21 protein-coding genes are annotated in these 20,590 nt (G+C 54.6%); 13 read left to right on the top strand and 8 right to left on the bottom strand.

Going from position 1 to position 20,590, the window contains the following annotated elements; translation table 11 throughout:
- Positions 1–80: 80 nt before the first annotated feature.
- The 7 genes from MWU62_RS02025 to MWU62_RS01995 form a co-directional block, all read right to left on the bottom strand.
- Positions 81–311 carry a DUF1653 domain-containing protein gene (locus MWU62_RS02025; RefSeq protein ID WP_247113182.1) on the bottom strand — a complete coding sequence of 77 codons (231 nt, stop codon included), beginning with the start codon at positions 309–311 and terminating at the stop codon, positions 81–83.
- 47 nt (positions 312–358) lie between these two features.
- On the bottom strand, positions 359–802 hold the full coding sequence (locus MWU62_RS02020; protein ID WP_247113181.1) for a group 1 truncated hemoglobin: 444 nt from the start codon (positions 800–802) through the stop codon (positions 359–361).
- Between the two features lie 2 nt (positions 803–804).
- Positions 805–1,716 carry a DUF3034 family protein gene (locus MWU62_RS02015; protein ID WP_247113180.1) on the bottom strand — a complete coding sequence of 304 codons (912 nt, stop codon included), beginning with the start codon at positions 1,714–1,716 and terminating at the stop codon, positions 805–807.
- The gene (locus MWU62_RS02010) at positions 1,713–4,070 is read right to left on the bottom strand and encodes an EAL domain-containing protein (RefSeq protein WP_247113179.1); all 2,358 of its coding nucleotides are present in this window, start codon (positions 4,068–4,070) and stop codon (positions 1,713–1,715) included. The genes MWU62_RS02015 and MWU62_RS02010 overlap by 4 nt, the downstream gene beginning before the upstream one ends.
- Positions 4,070–4,663 (bottom strand): methylamine utilization protein, encoded by a 594-nt coding sequence (locus MWU62_RS02005; protein WP_247113178.1) that lies wholly within the window; start codon positions 4,661–4,663, stop codon positions 4,070–4,072. The genes MWU62_RS02010 and MWU62_RS02005 overlap by 1 nt, the downstream gene beginning before the upstream one ends.
- A gap of 136 nt (positions 4,664–4,799) precedes the next feature.
- Positions 4,800–5,450 carry a hypothetical protein gene (locus MWU62_RS02000; protein ID WP_247113177.1) on the bottom strand — a complete coding sequence of 217 codons (651 nt, stop codon included), beginning with the start codon at positions 5,448–5,450 and terminating at the stop codon, positions 4,800–4,802.
- A 199-nt stretch (positions 5,451–5,649) separates the two neighbouring features.
- The gene (locus MWU62_RS01995; protein WP_247113176.1) at positions 5,650–6,978 is read right to left on the bottom strand and encodes an MATE family efflux transporter; all 1,329 of its coding nucleotides are present in this window, start codon (positions 6,976–6,978) and stop codon (positions 5,650–5,652) included.
- 206 nt (positions 6,979–7,184) lie between these two features.
- Here MWU62_RS01995 and coxB point away from each other — a divergent pair, with 206 nt between their 5' ends.
- Genes coxB through MWU62_RS01975 form a run of 4 tightly spaced genes read left to right on the top strand, consistent with a single transcriptional unit; the run spans position 7,185 to position 11,466 of the window.
- Positions 7,185–8,309, top strand: a complete 1,125-nt coding sequence (gene coxB / locus MWU62_RS01990; RefSeq protein ID WP_247113175.1) for a cytochrome c oxidase subunit II — start codon at positions 7,185–7,187, stop codon at positions 8,307–8,309.
- 57 nt (positions 8,310–8,366) lie between these two features.
- Positions 8,367–9,950: a cytochrome c oxidase subunit I gene (ctaD, locus tag MWU62_RS01985; protein WP_247113174.1), complete on the top strand. Its 1,584-nt coding sequence runs from the start codon at positions 8,367–8,369 to the stop codon at positions 9,948–9,950.
- A 12-nt stretch (positions 9,951–9,962) separates the two neighbouring features.
- Entirely contained in the window at positions 9,963–10,562 is a 600-nt protein-coding gene (locus MWU62_RS01980; protein ID WP_247113173.1) for a cytochrome c oxidase assembly protein, read from the top strand.
- 16 nt (positions 10,563–10,578) lie between these two features.
- Positions 10,579–11,466 (top strand): cytochrome c oxidase subunit 3, encoded by an 888-nt coding sequence (locus MWU62_RS01975; RefSeq protein WP_247113172.1) that lies wholly within the window; start codon positions 10,579–10,581, stop codon positions 11,464–11,466.
- 33 nt (positions 11,467–11,499) lie between these two features.
- Here the strand turns inward: MWU62_RS01975 and MWU62_RS01970 are convergent, their stop codons facing one another.
- Entirely contained in the window at positions 11,500–11,703 is a 204-nt protein-coding gene (locus MWU62_RS01970) for a twin transmembrane helix small protein (RefSeq protein ID WP_247113171.1), read from the bottom strand.
- Positions 11,704–11,756: 53 nt separating this feature from the next.
- Between MWU62_RS01970 and MWU62_RS01965 the strand changes: the two genes are divergently transcribed.
- The 9 genes from MWU62_RS01965 to hrpB all read left to right on the top strand — a co-directional run bounded on the left by MWU62_RS01965 (position 11,757) and on the right by hrpB (position 20,582).
- Complete coding sequence (locus MWU62_RS01965) at positions 11,757–12,494, top strand: SURF1 family protein (protein WP_247113170.1); 738 nt, start codon at positions 11,757–11,759, stop codon at positions 12,492–12,494.
- Entirely contained in the window at positions 12,475–13,125 is a 651-nt protein-coding gene (locus MWU62_RS01960) for a hypothetical protein (protein ID WP_348645618.1), read from the top strand. Before MWU62_RS01965 ends, MWU62_RS01960 begins: the two co-directional genes overlap by 20 nt.
- A 25-nt stretch (positions 13,126–13,150) precedes the next feature.
- Positions 13,151–14,275 carry a COX15/CtaA family protein gene (locus MWU62_RS01955; RefSeq protein ID WP_247113169.1) on the top strand — a complete coding sequence of 375 codons (1,125 nt, stop codon included), beginning with the start codon at positions 13,151–13,153 and terminating at the stop codon, positions 14,273–14,275.
- Positions 14,272–15,192, top strand: coding sequence for a heme o synthase (gene cyoE / locus MWU62_RS01950; RefSeq protein ID WP_247113168.1), 921 nt, complete (start codon positions 14,272–14,274; stop codon positions 15,190–15,192). Before MWU62_RS01955 ends, cyoE begins: the two co-directional genes overlap by 4 nt.
- Before the next feature lie 142 nt (positions 15,193–15,334).
- Positions 15,335–15,994 carry an SCO family protein gene (locus MWU62_RS01945; protein WP_247113167.1) on the top strand — a complete coding sequence of 220 codons (660 nt, stop codon included), beginning with the start codon at positions 15,335–15,337 and terminating at the stop codon, positions 15,992–15,994.
- Positions 15,995–16,096: 102 nt separating this feature from the next.
- Positions 16,097–16,378 (top strand): hypothetical protein, encoded by a 282-nt coding sequence (locus MWU62_RS01940; RefSeq protein ID WP_247113166.1) that lies wholly within the window; start codon positions 16,097–16,099, stop codon positions 16,376–16,378.
- A 22-nt stretch (positions 16,379–16,400) separates the two neighbouring features.
- Positions 16,401–16,727 carry an antibiotic biosynthesis monooxygenase gene (locus MWU62_RS01935; RefSeq protein ID WP_247113165.1) on the top strand — a complete coding sequence of 109 codons (327 nt, stop codon included), beginning with the start codon at positions 16,401–16,403 and terminating at the stop codon, positions 16,725–16,727.
- A 142-nt stretch (positions 16,728–16,869) separates the two neighbouring features.
- Positions 16,870–18,084: a YbfB/YjiJ family MFS transporter gene (locus tag MWU62_RS01930; protein ID WP_247113164.1), complete on the top strand. Its 1,215-nt coding sequence runs from the start codon at positions 16,870–16,872 to the stop codon at positions 18,082–18,084.
- 8 nt (positions 18,085–18,092) lie between these two features.
- Entirely contained in the window at positions 18,093–20,582 is a 2,490-nt protein-coding gene (gene hrpB / locus MWU62_RS01925) for an ATP-dependent helicase HrpB (RefSeq protein WP_247113163.1), read from the top strand.
- Positions 20,583–20,590: the final 8 nt, after the last annotated feature.

The raw sequence follows: 20,590 nt of genomic DNA, 5'->3' as shown, positions 1-20,590 counted from the left end.
CCTTCATGTGAAGGCAGGTATTATGAAAACGCGGTAATGTGCAGTAATTGGCTAGCTGAGTCAAAAGACTTGTGTAACGGTCAGTCCTTATCAATGCGTGCAAAACGCGCAACCTGCTCACCCGCTACGTTTACTGTTTCACGGAACATGCTAAGAGGGCGTACCCACAGGCTGTAATCGCCGTATAGGCAGCGGTAAACTACAAGCTTTTCTTCGGTTTCGCTGTGGCGGGCAATGTCGATTACTTCGTAATCTTTACCCTTGTAATGCCGGTAGCGGCCAGGCCGGATGTCTATTTTTTTCTCAGTCATGTTGGTATCTCGCCTCATGTACGTTCACCCGGCATTCCCCCGGGTTTTTAAAGATGCCGTATATCCGGGTACATTGGCAGCAGCTGTTTGATCAGCCTGTTTTGCGCTGCTGTTGGTACCTGATTTTTTTCCATGGCCAGAATAAGGTTTTCTGCCAGCGCATTAAACTGCGTATTTGTAATTCCCATATCTGCGTGTAGTTCACGCATCTCGCGCCCTGAGTAAGTACATGGGCCGCCACTGAGCTCGCACAGTTGATCGGTAAGGTTGCGGTGGAACTGAGCCACATTCATACCCTTAAACTGATGGTTAATGCGCTCGTCGGCAACAATGAGGTAAAGAAGGTCTTCTACTACATCTGCAATTCCAGATCGTTCACCGAGCTGTTGATAAAGGGTGTTGTCAGGTTCGTTGTGAAGGCTTTGGCAGCCACTTAGGACAAGCCCGGCCGTGATCAAAAGTGCAGCTATGATTGGTTTGACGTTGCTCATGCTCAAAAACTCCCCTGTATGGACAGGTAAACACCCTGCTGGTCTTCCAGCGTGGCGATATCGCCAAGATTCACGAATGCAGCCGTTACCGCTAGCCGACGATCTGGCACCCAGGCAACGAATACATCCCACCAGTCGTCTTCCCGAGCAAAACTCAGGTTGTCGGGTTTTTGTCGGTACTCGGCACCCAACAGCCAGTGTCGATTAATAAAAACGCCAGCACCGGCTTCCGACATTAGCTCGTATCCGTTATTCAAATCGCCGCCAAAACCTAACAGCCCGCCTTGGTTGGCGCGGGTACCACGTACTGTCGCGTTTACCAAAAGGTTGCGGCCGAACACCGCGGCAAAAAACACTTTGGAGCCGGAAAGATACACATCTGTGCCGCTGTCATCCCGGGCGCCGATCGCGTTTGGCACGGTGAAATCCCGTTGCCGCTTGTGTTGAATGCCTGCAGACCACTGCCCCCAAGGGCTGTAGAGAACGTCACCAGCCAGCCTTAGCTTTACACCAAAAATATCCTGATTGAGTTCATCTTGTTCTAGCCCAAAACCGTTTTTAAGGGTGAACACTAAGCTGTCCAGGTCTAGTGTCTGGCGCGCAACGGTTACCTCAACCCGGTTATTCCAGTTCAAGCCCGCACCGGTAACCGAGAGGGAGTAGTCATCCACCTCGGCTCGGCTAAGGGCAAGTGTACCGCCCCATTCCTCATCACTGGCGTAACTGCCAAGCATGGCCCAGGGCACCAAACCGCCGCCCGCACTGCCTTCTATGGTGGTTACGCCTCCGGTGGCCCAGATACGGCTGCCGATATCGGCCATGGCGGCAGGCGCTGAGAGAATTCCTAGTGTTAGCAGAGGGATAAACCTCCCGGCCACCAGTGTGTTGATGAATCCTGCGGCAAAGGGTGTCATGACAAATGCTCCGGCGAAATGTCGGCCAGCTCCTGCTGACGCTCTTTAATGGTGGCCGCTGTTTGCGCAAGGTCTGCTGCAGACACTGGGCGGCTGAGGTAAAAACCCTGACCCACGTTGCAGCCCCAGGTTTGCAGCAGCTTCCAGGTCTCGAGATTCTCGATGCCTTCTGCGACAACTTTTAGCCCAAGGCCGTGAGCCATGTCGATGGTGGATTTTACAATCAGTTGATCCTGAGGTTCTGTGTTCAGCTTTAACACGAAGGATTTATCAATTTTCAGCTCTTGAACCGGCAGCATGCGCAGTTGAGACAGCGAGGAATAACCGGTACCAAAGTCGTCAACTGAAAGCGTAACGCCGAGATTCCTCAGGCGGTTTAAGGTCGCCATGGCTTCGGCGGGGTCTTCCATCAAGGCGCTCTCGGTGACTTCCAGAGTGATGCGGTCCATGTTGTGGTGCCAGTCTTCAAAAGTTCTGGCGACGCGTTCGGCCAGCCCGGGTCTGGTTAAGTCCATTGCGGAAAGATTGATCGCCACACCTGCATCCAGACCAGCACGAAACCAAGCGCGGGCATCACCAGCAACACTCTGCAGTATGTGGTCTGTCAGATCGTGGATCTGCCCGGATTGTTCCGCCAGAAAGATGAATTCCTCCGGTGAGATAAAGCCCAGCTCAGGGTGTACCCAGCGCACCAGAGCTTCCACTTGAAGCAGCTGCCCGTTGTGGCTGTCCAGTTTAGGCTGATAATTCATGTGCAGGCCATTGTTGCGGATGGCGCTGTGAAGATCGGAGATCAGTTTGAGTTCCCGTAGGTGGTTCTCGTCACGCCCGGGTTCGTAGCGTGTGATAGCGAGGCGCTGCTGCAAAGCCTGCTCGAACGTTAGGTTCACCCGCCGTCTCAGCTCATTTGTGTTTGAGGCATCGGCGGGCAGTTGCATGGATATCAGAGTGGCACGCAATGAAAACGGCGTACGGTCGATACTTAGCGGTGATTCGGCGCTGGCGTGCAAGCTCTTCGCCTGCTGATCCAAAGTTTCCAAACTGCACGCCGGGAGTAATGCCAGAAACTCGCCGCCGCCGGTTCGTGCTATGTGGAGAGCATCGGGTAGTTCATCACGCAGTCGTTTCGAGAGGCCAAGTAGTACCTTATCGCCGAACTCGATGCCGAGAGTATCGTTAATGTCGGAAAGATCGCTCACGCGCAGCCCAATCAGACTGCAAGGCTCTCCTGACTTAAAGCTCTCATTCGCCGTGTGCATCAGTGCGTTCCGGTTACCCAGCCCGGTTACTTCATCGTGGGTTGCGGCATAGCGAATTTCTGCCTCGCGCCGAGTGAGTTGGGCCAAGGTATCCCGCAGGGTATCGCGGAGTTGCAGGAGTTCACCCCCAGTGCGGATGCTGGGGGCTTGGGGGTTTAGCCCTTGGCCGACAGCGCGGGCGTAGTCTGCAAGCTGCAACACCGGCCTGCCTAGATGCCTTGCAATGAGCAAGGCCAGCAGTGTCGCAAGTATCATGATCACGGCAACAAGTAGAGCTATCTCCAGAGCGCGTGTGTAGTAGTTCTGTAGACTGGCCTCGCGGCTGATCATCAGGATCGCCTCGAAGACACCTTGCCCAGAGGCGCCAAGGTTGAGCGTACGCGTGAAATAGCGGGCGCTTTCGATAAAGTGGCCGCCACCGGCAGAGCTGATAAGTGCGGGCTCCTCTGCCCTGTCGATGTCTGTTGACGCTGCAAAGCTGGTAAAACCGCTCGAAGCGTCAGTGCTTGTGCGGAAAATAACGGAGCTGCCACTGAGCCTCGCAATAATGTCGGCCAATTCCTGATCCAATTCAAAGCCAGCGACCAGCCAGGCCCGCAATCCGGGCGCTTCTACCGGAACTACCAGCACTTCGTAGCCACGTTGGTCGACGGTGAGCAGTGAGCGGTCATACCCATCCCTACGGGCGGTGGATAGCTGCGTGGAGGTAATGTCGGGCAGGGCTTTGGCCAGAGTGGATGCCAGAAGCTCGCCTTGTTGGCCCAGAAGTAATGCAAAATCTGCCTCCGCACGCCCACTGTGGTTTTCCAGCGCGCTGCTAAGAGTGGCGGGATCGCGGCTCGCGATGGCAGAGCGGAAGCCGAAATCCCGAACAACCACGCTCAGGCGGGAGAGCTCCAGATCCGTGCGGCGCTCGATGACTTCGTTTGTGAGGCGTTCGGCGATGCTGAGTTGTTCCAGTGCCCGGCGTTTCTCGTCCTCAAATAGGTACACCATCAACAGTGCGCCAATTAACAGGCTCACTAACGCAACCAGCGCAACCATGGCCGTGACAAGACGACCGCGAAAACCGATGCGGTTCGCTGTGCGCTCCATCAAAGCTCCTGAAAGCGTTTCTGGAGGTGGTCCAGAGGGCCTTCGTGCCTCGGCTCGGGGTCGAGCTCAATGCTCACAGTGTGCACTGGAGTGTTTTCCAGACTGGCGGAACTTAATTCGCGGACAATGGGTTTGGTGTTATCCGGTAAGCGGGGATGCCAGATATTCAAGCTTAGAGAGTCCGGTTTCGGGGCGGCACCGAAATCCAGTGCAAGCGTGAGCTCTCCCTGTTCATCGGTTTGTCCGATGGCGCGGGTGTCTGCCACTACAATAAATGCCTGCATATGGTCGTGAATGTTACAGCCCAGCTCAACAATGCCTGGCTGGTCAAAGAGTACGGGTGCCTCAGGTTTGCCCGCATAGAGTTCGAGGTTAAAGGTTTTCGCTGGCGAAAATGAATACACGTGGTGCTGGGTATTGTCTTGATTGGGAAAGTCGACGCTGGAGCCAGCAGGCAGAATCAAAACATGGGGATGAAACATGCGGTCTTTTTGAATCACTTCTGCCCGTATAGGCGCTGCGTGGCTCCCGTCATTGAGGTACACCACTGCACCAGTCACCGGGCCTGCGCCGCCCGTAAGCTGTACTCGCATTCTAAGCTCTTCCGCGATCAACGGGGTCGGTAGCAGGCAAGCGGCCACCAAACAAAGCGTTTTTACTCTCATGACGAATATGAACCTATTAATTGCGCAGCGCTCCACCCTCTAAATTCCAGCACCCCTAGCCGAATCAGGCCAAGCCCGAGCCCAGAGAAAAGCGGATGTGATTACGGACCAGAAGGTTTTCCCAGTAGCGCCGCATCCAGTCCCAGGCTTCGTTATTTACTTGTTCTACGAAGGGGTCCAGGTTGAGCTCATAGTAATCCGGCGTACCGGCAATTTGCAGCACTGTTATGGTGATGGAATTGTCCAGCTCATTTGCGAAGGGTTCGCCTATCAGCTCGTGAACCAGCAGGTTTGCACGAGTTGCTTCCATATCGACCAGGCCGCCGGTTCGAATGGAGTGATTGTTTTCGTGCATTTCTTCCATCAGGCGGTGGCAGAGGTAGGCGCGTATCAACAGGCCGTCCAAACCATCGTAGCGCACAAGCAGTGCCGAAGGCTCTGTAAAGTAACCGATGGCCGCTTTCACAAACGGATCAAACAACTGGGCCGTTCCTGCTTCACGGGCACAGGCATCCACGCATTCTATAAGCCGTGGCGCCATTTCTATGTACTCTATGGCGAACTGGAACAGGCAAGAAGCGGGTTGAAAGCCCTCGATGGTGACAGCCGAAGGCAATGCCGCTGCCTTCTCATGCAGCTGTCTCAGAAAGGTTCCCGAGCGAGCCTCCTTGCGTCGCGCGTGGTCAATGATCTCTAGGACTGCCTGTGGAGTCATTTGAGGACATGCCGGTATTTGAACAAATTGAGGTCGCAAGGCGCCTCCCGTAACGGGCAATAAAGTAACTGGACAACTAAGCGGCGGGTTACTTCGACTCACCACCGCGAGGCGCCCTTCTTTTCTGACAAGTGTAGACGAGATTTTGTGGGCTGCGATTTCTGGACTGTCAGATATTGTTAACGATTGCTCTTCTGGGCTATTGGTTACTGAACCATCGATCGTTACGGGTATGTGACCAACATAGCCAACCCATACTCGCTGCTCGGGCTAACATGAGGCAGATGAGTGAAAACCAGAGCCCGTGATTGCCCCAGCTTGTGGTGAACCACCACACAGGGGCGAAAACCCCCAAGGCGGAAAACAGCATGGTGTTTTGCATCTCCCGGGTACGGGTAGCGCCGATAAATACGCCGTCGAATAGAAACCCCCATACGGATACGAAAGGCAGCAACCAGAGCCAGGGCAAGTATTGCCAAGCGGTGGTACGCACCTCTTCAATGCCTGTCAGCAGTGCAATTAAGCCACGGCCTCCGGCAACGAACAGAATGGTCAGTAGCAATGCCCCCCACAAAGACCAGCGCAGAGCGCAGCGGAACACCACCATAAAGCGCCTTTTGCTGTTTTTGCCCACAGACTCACCAATCAACGCTTCTGCCGCATTGGCAAACCCGTCCAGAGCGTTGGAAATCAAAAGCAGGAAAGTAATCAGCACTGCGTTGGCCGCCAAAATGGTATCGCCCTGACGAGCCCCTTGAGCGGTAAAAAATGCCAATACCAATAGCAGAGCTATGGTGCGAACCATGATGTAGCGGTTCACTTGGAGGATGGCCAGGTAGTCTGAGAGGGTACCGAACAATGCCCGGGTGAGCTTTTGCCCATCAGGCATGCGCTGCAGCACGATCATAAAACCGATGATAGCAGCACCGTACTCGGCGATTACCGTGGCAATGGCCACGCCCCGGCTATTCCAGCCCAACACCGTTACGAAAAATACATCCAGCACGATATTCAGCCCATTGGCCACGATCAGCATGATCATCGGCCCACGGGCGAACTGGGTGCCAATCAGCCAGCCCACAAGCGTGTACTGGCATAGCACCGCCGGGGCGCTCCAGATTCTTATGGCCGCGTACTCGGCAGCAAGCTCGGTTACGCCCGGGCTGGGATTCATCAGCTCCAGCCCGATTCGAATTAGCGGCTGATGACATAGAATCAGCAGCAGGCCAATGCCGATGGCCAACATGACCGAGCGTAGAAGCAGTGCCACCTGGCTGAAGCTGTCGCGCTTGCCCCAGGCCTGAGCCGCGAGCCCGGTTGTGCCCATGCGCATAAATCCGAACGTCCAGTACAGAATGCTGAACAGGTTAGCGCCAACCGCCACGGCGCCCAGATACTCCGGAGTTTCCAAGTGCCCAAGTACAGCTGTATCCACCAGTCCCAACAATGGAACAGTGAGGTTGGTGAGCATTAATGGCCATGCCAGTGCCCATAAACGGCGGTCTGTTACCGATAGCTTAATTGCCATATTCGATCTGCTTCTTAAAAGAACATGCTTAGTCGTTTTGGGTTTAATTGGTTTTTAGTCTTTTTTTGATCTGTGTCTATACTCGATGGTGATGTATCCAATAAGCAGGCTTTCACTCTGCGATTTTCTGGCGAATGCGAGCGCCGGTTAACGAGTAGAGGGATTACGCAAAATCCGACAAGAATAACACTCTGTGGAGACACAGTATGCGCGTGCACGCTCAGCGGGTAGGTGCCCTTTTAGGCGGTCTATCGTTTCCCGCGTTGTCCATGGCGGACTGGACGGTAAACATGACCCCGGGGGTAACCGGTACCAGTAACGATATATTTGACCTTCACATGACCATTTTCTGGATCTGCGTCGTTATAGGCGTCGTGGTATTCGGGATTATGTTCTGGTCTATCTTCGCCCACCGCAAGTCTCAGGGCGCAAAACCGGCCAACTTTCATGAAAACACGTTGGTTGAGGTTCTTTGGACGCTCATTCCGCTTGTCATTCTCATTGTTATGGCAATTCCTGCCACAACAACCCTGATCGACATGTACGACACCACCGAGTCGGATGTCGACATCAAGGTGACTGGTTATCAGTGGAAGTGGCAGTACGAGTATATCAACGAAGACTTTGGTTACTTCTCCAACCTGACGACACCGAAAGATCAAATCAATAACCGGCAGGCCAAAGGTGAAAACTACCTGCTGGAAGTGGATAACCCGATGATTATCCCGGTGGGCAAGAAGGTTCGCTTTTTGCTGACGGCCAATGACGTTATTCACTCCTGGTGGGTGCCTGATTTTGGCGTCAAGAAAGATGCCATTCCCGGCTTCATCAACGAAGCCTGGACCCGCGTCGACAAGCCGGGCACCTACCGTGGCCAATGTACCGAGTTGTGTGGCAAGGACCACGGTTTTATGCCGGTGGTAGTGAAAGCCGTGCCGGAAGAGGAATACAACACCTGGGTTGCCGATCAGAAAGCGGCAGCCGAGAAAGAGCGTGAGCTGACCCAGAAAGACTGGACCATGGAAGAGCTGATGGAGCGGGGCGAAAAAGCCTATGTCACAGCCTGCGCAGCTTGTCATCAGGCCGATGGCAGCGGCGTTCCACCGGCATTCCCGGCTCTCAAAGGCAGCGCCATTGCTACGGGAGACATGGCCGCACACATCGATGTGGTAGTGAACGGCGTGTCCGGCACAGCGATGCAGGCCTTTGGCGGACAGCTGAGCGAAGCGGATCTTGCAGCCATCATTACTTACGAGCGTAACGCTTGGGGTAATAAGGTGGGTGACATGGTCACGCCAAAAGAAATCTTCGATTACAAGAATCAACAGTAATCTACGCCAGATAACAGATATCACCAGCCACAAACATTGGCGGTAACGGGGGTTTTCATGAGTGCGGTTGCAGGTACCCACGCACAAGATCATCATCATGGTCCGGCTCGCGGCATCAGCCGTTGGTTGTTGACCACGAACCACAAAGACATCGGGTCTATGTACCTGATATTCAGCTTCACCATGTTCCTCTTAGGGGGAACCATGGCGATGGTCATTCGTGCAGAGCTGTTTCAGCCAGGGTTGCAAATTGTCCAGCCGGAATTTTTCAACCAAATGACCACCATGCATGGCCTGATTATGGTCTTTGGTGCGGTAATGCCAGCGTTCGTTGGCTTGGCGAACTGGATGATACCGCTGATGATCGGCGCGCCGGATATGGCCCTGCCCCGGATGAACAACTGGAGCTTTTGGCTGCTGCCCTGTGCGTTCCTGATTCTGGTATCAACTCTATTCATGGAGGGCGGTGCGCCTAACTTCGGCTGGACCTTCTACGCCCCGCTCTCCACTACCTACGGGCCACCGAGCACAACTTTCTTTATCTTCGCCATTCACATCATGGGTGTGTCGTCGATCATGGGTGCGATCAACGTTATCGCCACGGTGCTCAACATGCGGGCACCGGGCATGACACTCATGAAAATGCCGATGTTTGTATGGACTTGGTTGATCACCGCGTTCTTGCTGATTGCGGTAATGCCTGTGTTAGCGGGCGTGGTTACCATGATGCTGATGGACATCAACTTCGGCACCAGCTTCTTTAATGCAGCTGGCGGTGGCGACCCGGTTCTGTTCCAGCACGTGTTCTGGTTCTTCGGGCACCCGGAGGTATATATCATGATCCTACCGGCCTTCGGGGCGATCTCTCAGATCATTCCTGCGTTTTCCCGCAAGCAGCTGTTTGGTTATGCATCGATGGTGTATGCGGTGGGTGCCATTGCCCTGCTTTCGTTCTTGGTATGGGCGCACCACATGTTCACTGTAGGCGTGCCAGTGGCTGGGCAGTTGTTCTTTATGTATGCCACCTTGCTCATTGCGGTACCAACGGGCGTTAAAGTTTTCAATTGGGTGGCTACCATGTTCCGGGGCTCACTCACGTTTGAAGCTCCCATGCTGTTTGCCATTGCCTTTGTGATCCTCTTTACCATCGGTGGCTTTTCCGGGTTGATGTTGGCGATTGCACCTGCGGACTTCCAATACCACGATACTTACTTTGTAGTGGCCCACTTCCACTATGTGTTGGTGCCTGGAGCTATATTCGGCATCTTCGCGTCGGCGTACTTCTGGCTGCCTAAGTGGACTGGCCACATGTATGACGAAACCTTAGCGAAAACCCATTTCTGGCTATCGTTTGTGGGTATGAACTTGGCTTTCTTCCCCATGCACTTTTTGGGGCTTGCGGGAATGCCACGCCGGATTCCGGATTACGCCTTGCAGTTTGCCGATTTCAACATGGTGTCGAGCGTCGGTGCCTTTATGTTCGGCGCGACCCAATTGTTGTTCCTTCTAATTGTGGTGAAGTGTGTGAAAGGCGGCGAAAAAGCGGCTGCAAAACCTTGGGACGGTGCAGAAGGGCTAGAGTGGACCGTACCGTCACCCGCGCCTTATCACACATTTTCGACGCCACCGGAAGTGAAATAGAGGTAGGCAAAAATGGCTGAGCAACAGGCAAATAGACCGACGCCCCAACGCAGCAATAAGCGGGTTATTGGCTGGTGTGTCGCCAGCGTGTTCGGCATGTTTGCCTTCGGTTTTGCCATGGTGCCTCTGTACGATGTGTTTTGTGACATTACAGGCATAAATGGCAAAACTAGCGGCCGCTATGAATCAACTGAGCGCACCGCTGCAGACATGACGCGCACGATCAAAGTGCAATTTCTGGCCCAGAACGGGCCAGACATGCCTTGGGTGTTCCGGCCGGTGGAGCGCAGTGTTGAAGTGCATCCCGGTGAAGCTACAACGGTGAACTTTTATGCGGAAAATCCGACGGACAAGGATATGGTGGGGCAAGCGGTACCCAGCCTGTCACCATCCGAAGGAACCCTGTACTTCCACAAAACCGAGTGTTTTTGCTTTAACCAGCAGCCGCTATCTGCCGGCGAGAACACCCATATGCCGTTGGTTTTTATTGTGGATCAGGACTTGCCCAGCCACATCACCAAGCTAACGCTGTCTTACACGCTTTATGATCAAGGCGAGCCGCAGGCGGCTGTAACAAGCACAACGAACACAACAATAATCGATAACGGATAAGCCATCGGAGATTGCTATGGCGGAAAATCAGAGCTATTACGTTCCCGAACAGAGCAAGTGGCCGATTGTGGCCACGGTGGGGCTTGGTGTCATGCTTTACGGCGCAGCCTCGATTATGGTCAGCAGCAATCAGGGCCAGAGCACCAGTGGTGACTGGATGATATTCGCGGTTGGCATCGCGATCATGATTTACATGCTGTTCGGCTGGTTTGGCAGTGTTATCAAAGAGAGCCGAAGCGGACTCTATAGCCCACAGATGGATCGCTCATTCCGCTGGGGTATGAGCTGGTTTATTTTCTCCGAAGTCATGTTTTTTGCGGCATTTTTTGGCGCACTGTTTTACGCCCGGGTGTTCGCTGTGCCCTGGTTGGGCGGCGAGGGTGACCGCGGCAGCTCCAACATGCTCTGGGAAGGTTTCCAAGCTACTTGGCCGTTGATCAACAACCCCGATCCTGAAGCCTATCCAGCACCAAAGTCCGTTATTGGCGCTTGGGGATTGCCACTGTTGAACACCATCCTGCTGGTTGCTTCATCGTTTACCGTGACGATAGCCCACCACGCTCTCAAAGCGGATAACCGCAAGAAAACAAAAATTTGGCTTAGCGCGACCATCATATTGGCGCTGGTGTTCCTTTTCTTCCAAGCGGAAGAATACATGCACGCCTATCAGGAGCTTAACCTGACGCTGCAATCTGGCATATACGGCAGCACATTCTTCATGCTCACCGGCTTTCACGGGTTTCATGTGATGCTGGGCACTCTCATGCTGATTATCATGCTGATACGCATACAAAAAGGGCATTTCACGGGCGACAATCACTTCGGCTTTGAAGCGACTGCTTGGTATTGGCACTTTGTGGATGTGGTTTGGCTGGGATTGTTTGTGTTCGTGTACGTTATTTGATGCAACTTGGGGTGTGGGGTGTGGGGTGTGGGGTCAGGGAGTCGGATGTAACGTCAGGCTCCCTTGCCACAAAGAAAAAAGAATAACCGCCAAAAGAAGCACGCTTAGCGTTACCCGCACAGCGAGGGAAGTCACCACTCGATTGGTTTTGCCGCCGTCCTTGATGAGAAAGAACAAACCACTGAAAAGGCTGAAGATTACGGCGAGCATGAGGAAAATGATAAGGGCTTTGAGCATAGAGACGTCTCTGGTTTTTGTTTTGATTGCTGCCAGATTTACTATAGCAGACCATGACTGAGACAAAGCAACACGCGCGAAAATGGCAGCTAAACTGGCGATTAATGGTTTTTACAGGAGCCTTCCTGCCATTGTTGATAGGGCTGGGTATTTGGCAACTGAACCGGGCTGCGGAAAAGCAGGTTCTAATTGAGCAATGGCAACAAGAAGCCCAAAACCTCGATTGGCCTGAACAGGTTGCCAGCGGGCTGGATAACGGTAGGCCGGTTACGATTACAGGGCTCTTTGGCGAACGTAGTTGGTTGTTGGATAACCGGACCCGCGATGGCATTGCCGGCTACGAAGTGCTAACGGCCTTTTACCCGCTTCAGGGGCCCGCGGTTTTGGTCAACAGAGGTTGGGTGGCGGCGCCACGAACCCGAGACAGGCTGCCCGTTGTTTCTCCCCCCAAAGGTGTTTTCAAGCTAACCGGTCGGTTAAGCTCTTACCCGGAACCGCCTTTGTTGTCTGGAGAATCAGCCGTTTCAGACAGTTGGCCCCGGCGAGTGCAGGCGCTTCCCGGAGACGTTGCGAGAGAAGATGTTCCGGGATTGCCTAGCGCAATTATTCGGCTTAGCGGTAGCGAACAGCCGGGAGCTTACCGCGCTGATTGGGAACCAGATCTCATGGGGCCACAAACCCACTACGGATATGCGACACAATGGTTTGCGCTTGCAGTGGTGCTGACTATATTGAGTGTAGTGGCGAGTTATCGAAAGACAGGAACCAATAATGACAATGACAATGGCTAACCAATTACCACAGCAAGAAGAAACAGAAGGCCCTACACCGGAACAGGTCCGCAGAGGCAGACGCACCGCTATGTTGCTGTTTGCACTTGGGTTTGGGCCGATGATTTTGGCCACTATTATGTTTTATACCGGTTGGCTAAACCCGGCAGGCCACACCAATCAGGGCGCATTGATCAGTCCGACGGTGCCTGTTGCCGCGCTTAATCTTGAGACGCTCTCGGGCGAGCCTCTGGCTGAACGCTTTAGCGCAGGCCAGACAGATCCCCAGTGGCTACTCGTGGTTGCAGCTGGCGAGTGCGATAGCCGTTGCGAAGAACTTCTCTACCTTGCCCGGCAGGCCAATATTGCACTGGGCAAAAACGCTAACCGCGTATCCCGAGCCGCCGTACTGGGTGGCATTTCCGGTGATCTAGCGGCGCGCTGGCCCACCGAATACCGGTTGATGGAGCGCCTGAGACCAGTGCCGGGTACCACACCGGGCTGGCCTGCAAGCATTAACCCGGAAAAAGAGCCGCGTATTATGTTAATCGATCCCTTCGGTAACGTGATGATGCATTATGGCCCCGAGAACTCCGGTAAGGACATGCTCAAGGATCTCAAACACCTGCTCAAACTGTCACAGGTGGGCTGAGGCACAGCCTGGAGGAACTACCTTGATGCACCTGCCTACCGACAGCCAGCCCAGAGCCATGGCAAATTGGGCGACTTTTGCAGTGGTTCTCGCCGTAGTGGTCATCATGCTTGGCGCCTGGACACGGCTGGTGCATGCCGGGCTGGGTTGTCCGGACTGGCCCGGGTGCTATGGCTTTCTGACCGTACCCCAGAGCGACACCCACATTGCCATAGCTAATGCCCGTTTCCCGGATACACCGGTAGATGTGGCTAAAGGCTGGCCGGAAATGATCCACCGCTATGCAGCGGGAACACTGGGGCTGGTGGTGTTCGGCTTGGCCGCAAGCGCAGTCCGTCAGCGCCGAAGCGGCGTGCCTTTCAAACTGCCCCTGTTTATTGCGGGTTTTATCCTGCTTCAGGGTGCCTTTGGCATGTGGACGGTTACGTTGAAGCTCTGGCCGCAAGTTGTTGCCCTTCATCTTCTTGGAGGCTTTACCACGCTGAGCTTACTGACCCTGCTGGTGCTGAGGTTAAGAAAGTTCTCGGCGGCAGAAACTGGTGCTGCTAAAACAGATCCAGAAAAACCCCTGAAGCCGTCTGTGGCTGCTTCCCGACTCGCCAGCCTTCGCCCTTGGCTTTATGGCGGTCTGCTGTTGATTGTTGTGCAGATTGCCTTAGGCGCTTGGACGGCTTCCAACTACGCCGCCGTCGCTTGCACTGATCTGCCGACTTGTCAGGGCCAATGGTGGCCGGAAGGCATGGATTTCCAGCACGGCTTTGATATCACCCAACATGTAGGCCCTAACTATCTGGGCGGGCAGCTCACAGCCGATGGACGCGTAGCTATACACGTAACCCACAGAGTCGGTGCCCTAGTGGTTCTGGCGTACTTTTCTGTACTGCTTACCTTGATTTGGCGCCGAAGCAAAAACCGCGAACTGCATCGCCCCGTGTTGCTTGTTACCGCAGCGCTGGTGGCTCAGATAACTCTGGGGCTCGCCAACATTGTGTTCCATATTCCCCTGCCGATTGCAGTCGCCCATAACGCCATGGGTGCCGGGCTGCTGCTGTCGGTGATATACCTGATCTGGCGGCACCACCTGCTGCCTCAGGCACAAGCTGTAAAAGCAACACATACAACAATAATGCATCAGGAGATAACGGCATGAGTGAGCACGTGGACGTACTGCCGGCCCAGAACACGACCAGTCAATCCTCGCGGGCTATATCCTGGCGGGATTATCTGGAGCTGACCAAGCCCAATGTTGTGGCCTTGATGATCCTGACCTCGGCCATTGGCATGTTATTGGCCACCTCCGGCCTGCCCAGCTTGAGTGTGCTGGTCTGGGGCAACCTTGGCATAGCCTTCCTTGCTGGTGCTGCCGCCGTGGTCAACCATGTAGTCGACCAAAAAATCGATACCGTCATGGCCCGTACCCGTAAGCGCCCTGTGGCAACCGGTAAAATCTCTCCGGTAGAAGCCATAACCTTTGCCACTCTGCTGGCCAGTATTGGTATGGTGGTGTTGATGTGGCAGGTGAACCATCTAACCGCATGGCTTACCTTGGCTTCATTGGTTGGTTACGCTGGCGTTTATACCCTGTTCCTAAAGCGGGCCACGCCTCAGAACATCACTATTGGTGGGTTAGCGGGGGCCATGCCGCCACTACTCGGGTGGACGGCCGTAACCGGTCAGGTAGAGGGTCATGCTCTGCTGCTCGTTCTTATCATCTTCGCTTGGACGCCCCCACACTTTTGGGCTTTGGCGATTCACCGTAAAGAAGAATACGCCAAAGCTGGCATTCCTATGCTGCCGGTCACCCATGGCAATAAATTCACCGAATTGCACATCCTGCTCTACACCCTGATGTTGCTGGCAGTCAGCCTGCTTCCTTTTGTCACAGGTATGTCCGGCTGGATTTATCTGGCGGGCGCCTTGGTTCTCGGCCTGCGCTTCCTCCAGTACGCCATAAAGCTGCTGAAAGGCGACGATCGCCGGGTAGCTCTCAACACCTTCAAATATTCCATCACTTACCTGATGGCGCTGTTTGTGGTACTCCTTGTGGATCATTACGTGTTTTTCTGACTTGGTGCAGACGCGCCAGCAGGAGGGGTGCCTTTTCTTCCGGGAAAAACAACTCGCTGCGCTCAGACATCTTTTTCCCTGCAGAAAAGGCACCCCTCCTACTGTCGCTGCGTTACCGTAGAGTTTTCCATTTGGAGCAATAATGAATCGTTCGCTGAAGGTCACCTTATTTGTACTTCTGCTCTTGGTTGTACTCGTATTTGGCCTGGTTATAGGTCGGCAGGTATTTCTGGTGGATAACGGGGAGCCAACGCCTGCTCCGGATCTTGCTGAAATGAATACCTATGTGTATGACCAGCCCCGGTCGTTGGTCGAATTCACGCTCACCAACGAAAACGGCGAAACCGCTACCCGGGACAGCCTTCGTGGCAAATGGACGTTTGCGTTCGTGGGCTACACCAACTGCCCGGATATCTGCCCGGCCGCAATGGCGAACCTGCGCCGAACCGATAAGTTACTCTCGAAAGAGCTGCCCCAGCCAGATTACCTGCTGGTTAGCGCAGACCCCGAAAATGACACGCCTGAACAGCTCAAAGCTTACACCGGTTTTTTCGGTGAGAACTTCCACGGCTTGACTGGCGATTTGGAAACACTGCGCGCACTGGCTCAAAGCCTGAGTGCGGTGTTTGTGCATCGTGATGTGGACGGCGAAACCTTGGTCGACCACAGCGGGCATTTTGCGTTGATAAACCCGGATGGCCAGCTAGCCGCATTGATTCAGCCCCCCCACAACCCCGAACATCTCGCAGAGGCTTTTGAGCGCATTTATTTGTGGGCTAAAGCCAATCGCAAGGACACATAAAAACGAATCAAGCTGAGTATCTCCATTTGGCTCGCCGCCAGCCCTGAAGTTGGCTACCCCATTGCGGGTAGTGGCCGTTATGTTCACGAAGGATTTCACTCATTGGAAGAAATAGCTGAAGGTTTGATTAAATCCATACTGCGCTTTGCGGGTCTAGTTGTTCGCTCTTTGATTTGGCTTATTTGGGAGCTTTGTTTCTGGGAGCTCGGTTGGTACGTTGGATGGCCTGTATGCCGCATTCTTAGTTTTGGTTACTTCCCCAAAGAGCCGATCAATGATCAAAGTTACGTTAATACCTTGAGCGGCTTTATAGTTTCGTTAATTGGCTTAGCTGCACTTATATCTGTGGCGGCATTGATTGCACAGTCAGTGGGGAGCGGGTAAGTGCAAGCACAAAGAGGACGTCATGTCAGGGATCGCTAAAACTCCAAATCCGCCATATTACGCGGTGATTTTCAGCTCTGTTCGCACGGATGGTGACCATGGTTACAGCGCTATGGCTGACAGAATGGTTGAGCTGGCAGCCCAGCAGGAGGGGTTTCTCGGTATCGAGTCCGCCCGTGAGGGTGTGGGTATTACCGTTTCGTACTGGTCGAGCGAGGAAGCGATTCGAAACTGGAAACAAAATGCTGAGCACCTTGAAGCTCAGCGTTTGGGCCATAAAACTTGGTATTCCGAATTCGAGGTGCGAATAGCAAAGGTAGAGCGGGCTTATGGTGTTTCGCAAGCTTAAGACGGTCATGCGGTAGATTGTAAAAGGAGCTTTTTCTCTTCAGATTGTCCGGCAACCGAGCGGTTCTGCTAAGGTCAAACTGACATCGCTGCGGTACTCGCATAAACTGCACGGCTGAAACACACTCGCCGGAACCGACAGCATGTACCAACAGAACTCCACAACCCCGAAAGAACTCTTTGGCGTTCTGGCCGCAGGTGCCATCGTACTTTTGGTGGTGCACACGCTTGGCCGTTTTGTGTACACCCCGCTGTTGCCCTATCTGATCGGCGATGGCCAGCTCACCGCACCAGAAGGTGCCGCCATCGCCACCTGGAACTACTTCGGCTATCTAGTGGGTGCCATGTTGGCGATTCGTTGGCATCGGGTTAGCCATATCCGTATTTTGTTGCCAGCCTTTCTTGTGGTGCATGTGTTAACCACCATCTTCGTTACCCAAACAGACAACCTCACCGCCATTTCAACTGCACGCTGGCTGAACGGCGTGGCCAATGGTGTTGTTTTCGTACAGGCGCCTGCGCTGATTCTTGAATGGTTGGTCTTGCGCAACCGCTCTAGCATGAGTGGGTTGGTCTACATTGGTGTGGGCTTGGGTTTGTTGCTCTCCAGTGGGCTGGTTACCGGCACCGCTGATTGGCTGGAAGGCGCTGAGCGTTGGTGGCCTGTGGCACTGGCATCCATTCCTTTGGCCATTTGGGGCGCTTACCGGCTGATGAAGTTAGAAGTGCCAGACCAAGAGTCGGCAAAAAATGGCAAAAGCACAACCAACACCCCGCTTATAGACCGTGCCAGCATCCCCTTGTTTCTCTCATACGCGGGTGCAGGGCTGGGGTACATCCTCCCCATGACTTTTCTGCCATTGTTGGCGAAGCTGGAACTGGATGCTGAGCATTGGCTGCTGGATGGCGCTTGGCTAATTGTTGCCCTGAGCACCATTCCCGCCGCATGGGTCTGGAACAAACTCGGAAGCAAAATGGGTGACATACCTGCACTCAAATTGAACTTCCTTATTCAGTTGGTAGGGGTTGTGGCCGCCGTCGTTTTGCCCGGTGCTCTGGGCATAATGCTGTGCGCAGCACTGGTAGGCGGCACTTTTCTGGGTACCGTATTGCTGACCCAACGCCTCGGCCGCGCCCTGCACCCACATCAGGGCCCACGTTTGTCAGCGGCCATGGTTGCCCTCTACGGTTTCACCCAAATGGTCGGCCCATGGCTCACCAAACAATGGCTCGATGCGGGTGGCACGCTGGTATCTGCCTTCGGAATCGGCGTAGGCGCGCTGGTTTTCGGCCTGATCTTCGTCTTCTTTGTGCCCCGCCCAGAAGCTTGGCACGCAAGAACGATTCAGCACGATTGAAGCCAAACGTGCTCCCAATAGACCACATTCTCCCAGAGTTGAAACACACTCTGGAACAGACCACCACGGCGCTTTTGCAAGCACCCCCTGGCGCAGGCAAGACGACGAGAGTGCCCCTCGCATTGCTGGGCGCTCCATGGCTGCATGGTAAAAAGATCCTGATGTTGGAGCCACGGCGGCTGGCAGCCCGCTCGGCTGCAAGGTTTATGGCGTCGCAGCTGGGTGAAAAGCCCGGGCAAACCATCGGCTACCGCACTCGGCTGGACACCAAAGTGTCTGGCACTACGCGTATTGAAGTCGTCACCGAGGGTATTCTCACCCGGCTGATCCAGAGCGATCCCATGCTGGAAGACTACGCCGTTGTGTTGTTCGATGAATTTCATGAGCGTTCCCTTCAGGCGGATCTCGGTCTTGCGTTGGTGCGGGAAACACAAGAAGCGCTGCGAGAAGATCTACGGGTGCTGGTGATGTCCGCGACATTAGATACTGCGCCCATTGCCCGTATGCTTGGAGATGTACCTGTTTTAAGCAGCGAAGGGCGAGCCTTCCCGGTGGATGTGTTATATCGCCCTGTACCTGCCACCCATCGCAATCCACGGCTGGTGGATCACACAGTGGCGGTCATCACCGAAGCCTTGGCGCAGCAGCTGGGTTCAATACTGGTGTTTTTGCCGGGCGCAGGTGAGATTCACCGGGTGGCCCAGAGTTTATCCGGGCAGGTGGCTTCGAATGTAGTGATTGCGCCCTTGTTTGGCAATCTCAAAGCAGCAGAGCAGGATCAGGCCATTGCGCCAGCTGCGGCAGGCACCCGCAAAGTGGTACTAGCAACCGCCATTGCCGAAACCAGTTTGACCATTGAGGGCGTGCGCGTGGTGGTGGATAGCGGCCAGCAACGCAGGGCCGTGTTTGACCCGAACAGCGGCATGACGCGTTTGATAACCGGCCGTGTGTCCAAGGCTTCCGCAGAGCAGCGCAAAGGCCGCGCAGGCCGTGTGGAGCCGGGCGTGTGCTATCGGTTGTGGAGTGAGTCTGAGCAATTCGGGCTAGCGGAATTTACGCCACCGGAGATTCGCGAGGCCGATCTCGCGCCTTTGGCGCTTGAGCTGGCGCAATGGGGTGCCCGAACACCGGATAACTTGGTGTGGATAGATCCGCCACCGCCAGCTCATTGGCAGCAGGCCGTGGAACTGCTGCAGTGGCTGGATATGCTAGACGACGATGGCGCGATTACCGAACACGGTAAGTCTGCCCGAGCCTTGGGCATCCACCCACGGCTTGCGCACATGGTCCTATTGGGCAGGTCGCTTGAATTGGGCCGGTTGGCAGCTGAGCTTGCCGCGTTGCTGGAAGACAGAGACATACTGGGGCCGGGCGCCGGGGCCGACATGCATGAGCGCATTCGAGTCCTTCGTGGCGAACGTGGGTCGCAACGTATAGATCCACACCGTCTTCACGCGCTGCGCCAACAGGCTAAACGCCTATCCGTGTCTCAGGCGAATGGAAACAGCGAACAGGAAACTATGCCCACGGCCACAGAAGTTGGACGTTTGTTAGCACTCGCTTATCCGGATCGCATTGGCAAACGTCGCCCCGGAGATACACCGCGCTATCAACTCAGCAACGGCAAAGGCGCCCTATTGCGGGATGACGATGGGCTTGCGCGGCACGAGTGGCTGGTGGCTGCAGATCTAGACGGCAAGGCCCGCGAAGCAAGGATCTATTTGGCTGCGCCAGTGGACTTACCCACGTTGGAAACGGATCTGGCCGCCCATATAAAAGAGCAAGACGAAGCAGAATGGGATGATAAACGCGGCACAGTCATTGCGCGTAAAACCCGACGGTTAGGGGCACTGCTTTTAGCGGAGAAACCACTAACCAAGCCGTCACCCGAGTTGATTCAACAGGGCATACTCGCAGCGGTGCGGCGTAAAGGTTTGGACAGCCTGCCGTGGATGCCTGCCGCCAAGCAGTGGCGGGCAAGGGTATCGCTGCTGGCAAAGCACTACCCTGAGCAATGGCCGGATGTAAGTGACAAGGCTTTGGCAGAGTCGCTGGAACAATGGTTGGCCCCCTTTCTGGCGGGCATTCATCGCTGGTCTGATTTGGCGCGTCTGAATATACAAAACGCCCTGAACAGCCTGTTGGATTATCCGCAACAGCAGCAACTGGCTGAGCTTGCGCCAACCAGTCTGACCATCCCCACTGGCAGCTCCGTTACACTGGATTATTGCGTTGAGAATGGCCCGGTTTTGGCGGCCAAGTTGCAGGCGTTGTTTGGTTGGACGAAAACGCCCGAAGTGGCCGGGGGCAAGGTGCCGGTATTGATACACCTGTTGTCTCCAGCCCAAAGGCCGCTGGCGGTCACCGCTGATCTGGCCAGCTTTTGGGTTAACGTGTATCCGCAGGTGCGCAAAGACACCCGCGGCCGTTATCCTAAACATCCTTGGCCGGAAGATCCGCTAACCGCTGTTGCCCAGCAGGGCGTCAAAAGAAAGTAACGCCCACT

The sequence above is a fragment of the Marinobacter sp. S6332 genome (assembly GCF_023016045.1).
GTDB lineage: Bacteria > Pseudomonadota > Gammaproteobacteria > Pseudomonadales > Oleiphilaceae > Marinobacter.
Note: the sequence above shows the minus strand (reverse complement) of the source record. Positions and strands in the feature narration are given on the sequence as shown.

Excerpts from the sequence above, each read along its gene's own strand:
- MWU62_RS01960 (WP_348645618.1), top strand. The coding sequence starts at position 12,475 with ATGACAATGACAATGGCTAACCAATTACCACAGCAAGAAGAAACAGAA.
- MWU62_RS01995 (WP_247113176.1), bottom strand. The coding sequence starts at position 6,978 with ATGGCAATTAAGCTATCGGTAACAGACCGCCGTTTATGGGCACTGGCA.
- ctaD (WP_247113174.1), top strand. The coding sequence starts at position 8,367 with ATGAGTGCGGTTGCAGGTACCCACGCACAAGATCATCATCATGGTCCG.
- MWU62_RS01970 (WP_247113171.1), bottom strand. The coding sequence starts at position 11,703 with ATGCTCAAAGCCCTTATCATTTTCCTCATGCTCGCCGTAATCTTCAGC.
- MWU62_RS02020 (WP_247113181.1), bottom strand. The coding sequence starts at position 802 with ATGAGCAACGTCAAACCAATCATAGCTGCACTTTTGATCACGGCCGGG.
- cyoE (WP_247113168.1), top strand. The coding sequence starts at position 14,272 with ATGAGTGAGCACGTGGACGTACTGCCGGCCCAGAACACGACCAGTCAA.
- MWU62_RS01930 (WP_247113164.1), top strand. The coding sequence starts at position 16,870 with ATGTACCAACAGAACTCCACAACCCCGAAAGAACTCTTTGGCGTTCTG.
- MWU62_RS02005 (WP_247113178.1), bottom strand. The coding sequence starts at position 4,663 with ATGCGAGTACAGCTTACGGGCGGCGCAGGCCCGGTGACTGGTGCAGTG.
- MWU62_RS01935 (WP_247113165.1), top strand. The coding sequence starts at position 16,401 with ATGTCAGGGATCGCTAAAACTCCAAATCCGCCATATTACGCGGTGATT.
- MWU62_RS01980 (WP_247113173.1), top strand. The coding sequence starts at position 9,963 with ATGGCTGAGCAACAGGCAAATAGACCGACGCCCCAACGCAGCAATAAG.
- coxB (WP_247113175.1), top strand. The coding sequence starts at position 7,185 with ATGCGCGTGCACGCTCAGCGGGTAGGTGCCCTTTTAGGCGGTCTATCG.
- MWU62_RS02010 (WP_247113179.1), bottom strand. The coding sequence starts at position 4,070 with ATGGAGCGCACAGCGAACCGCATCGGTTTTCGCGGTCGTCTTGTCACG.
- MWU62_RS01945 (WP_247113167.1), top strand. The coding sequence starts at position 15,335 with ATGAATCGTTCGCTGAAGGTCACCTTATTTGTACTTCTGCTCTTGGTT.
- MWU62_RS02015 (WP_247113180.1), bottom strand. The coding sequence starts at position 1,716 with ATGACACCCTTTGCCGCAGGATTCATCAACACACTGGTGGCCGGGAGG.
- MWU62_RS01965 (WP_247113170.1), top strand. The coding sequence starts at position 11,757 with ATGACTGAGACAAAGCAACACGCGCGAAAATGGCAGCTAAACTGGCGA.
- MWU62_RS02000 (WP_247113177.1), bottom strand. The coding sequence starts at position 5,450 with ATGACTCCACAGGCAGTCCTAGAGATCATTGACCACGCGCGACGCAAG.
- MWU62_RS01955 (WP_247113169.1), top strand. The coding sequence starts at position 13,151 with ATGCACCTGCCTACCGACAGCCAGCCCAGAGCCATGGCAAATTGGGCG.
- MWU62_RS01975 (WP_247113172.1), top strand. The coding sequence starts at position 10,579 with ATGGCGGAAAATCAGAGCTATTACGTTCCCGAACAGAGCAAGTGGCCG.
- MWU62_RS02025 (WP_247113182.1), bottom strand. The coding sequence starts at position 311 with ATGACTGAGAAAAAAATAGACATCCGGCCTGGCCGCTACCGGCATTAC.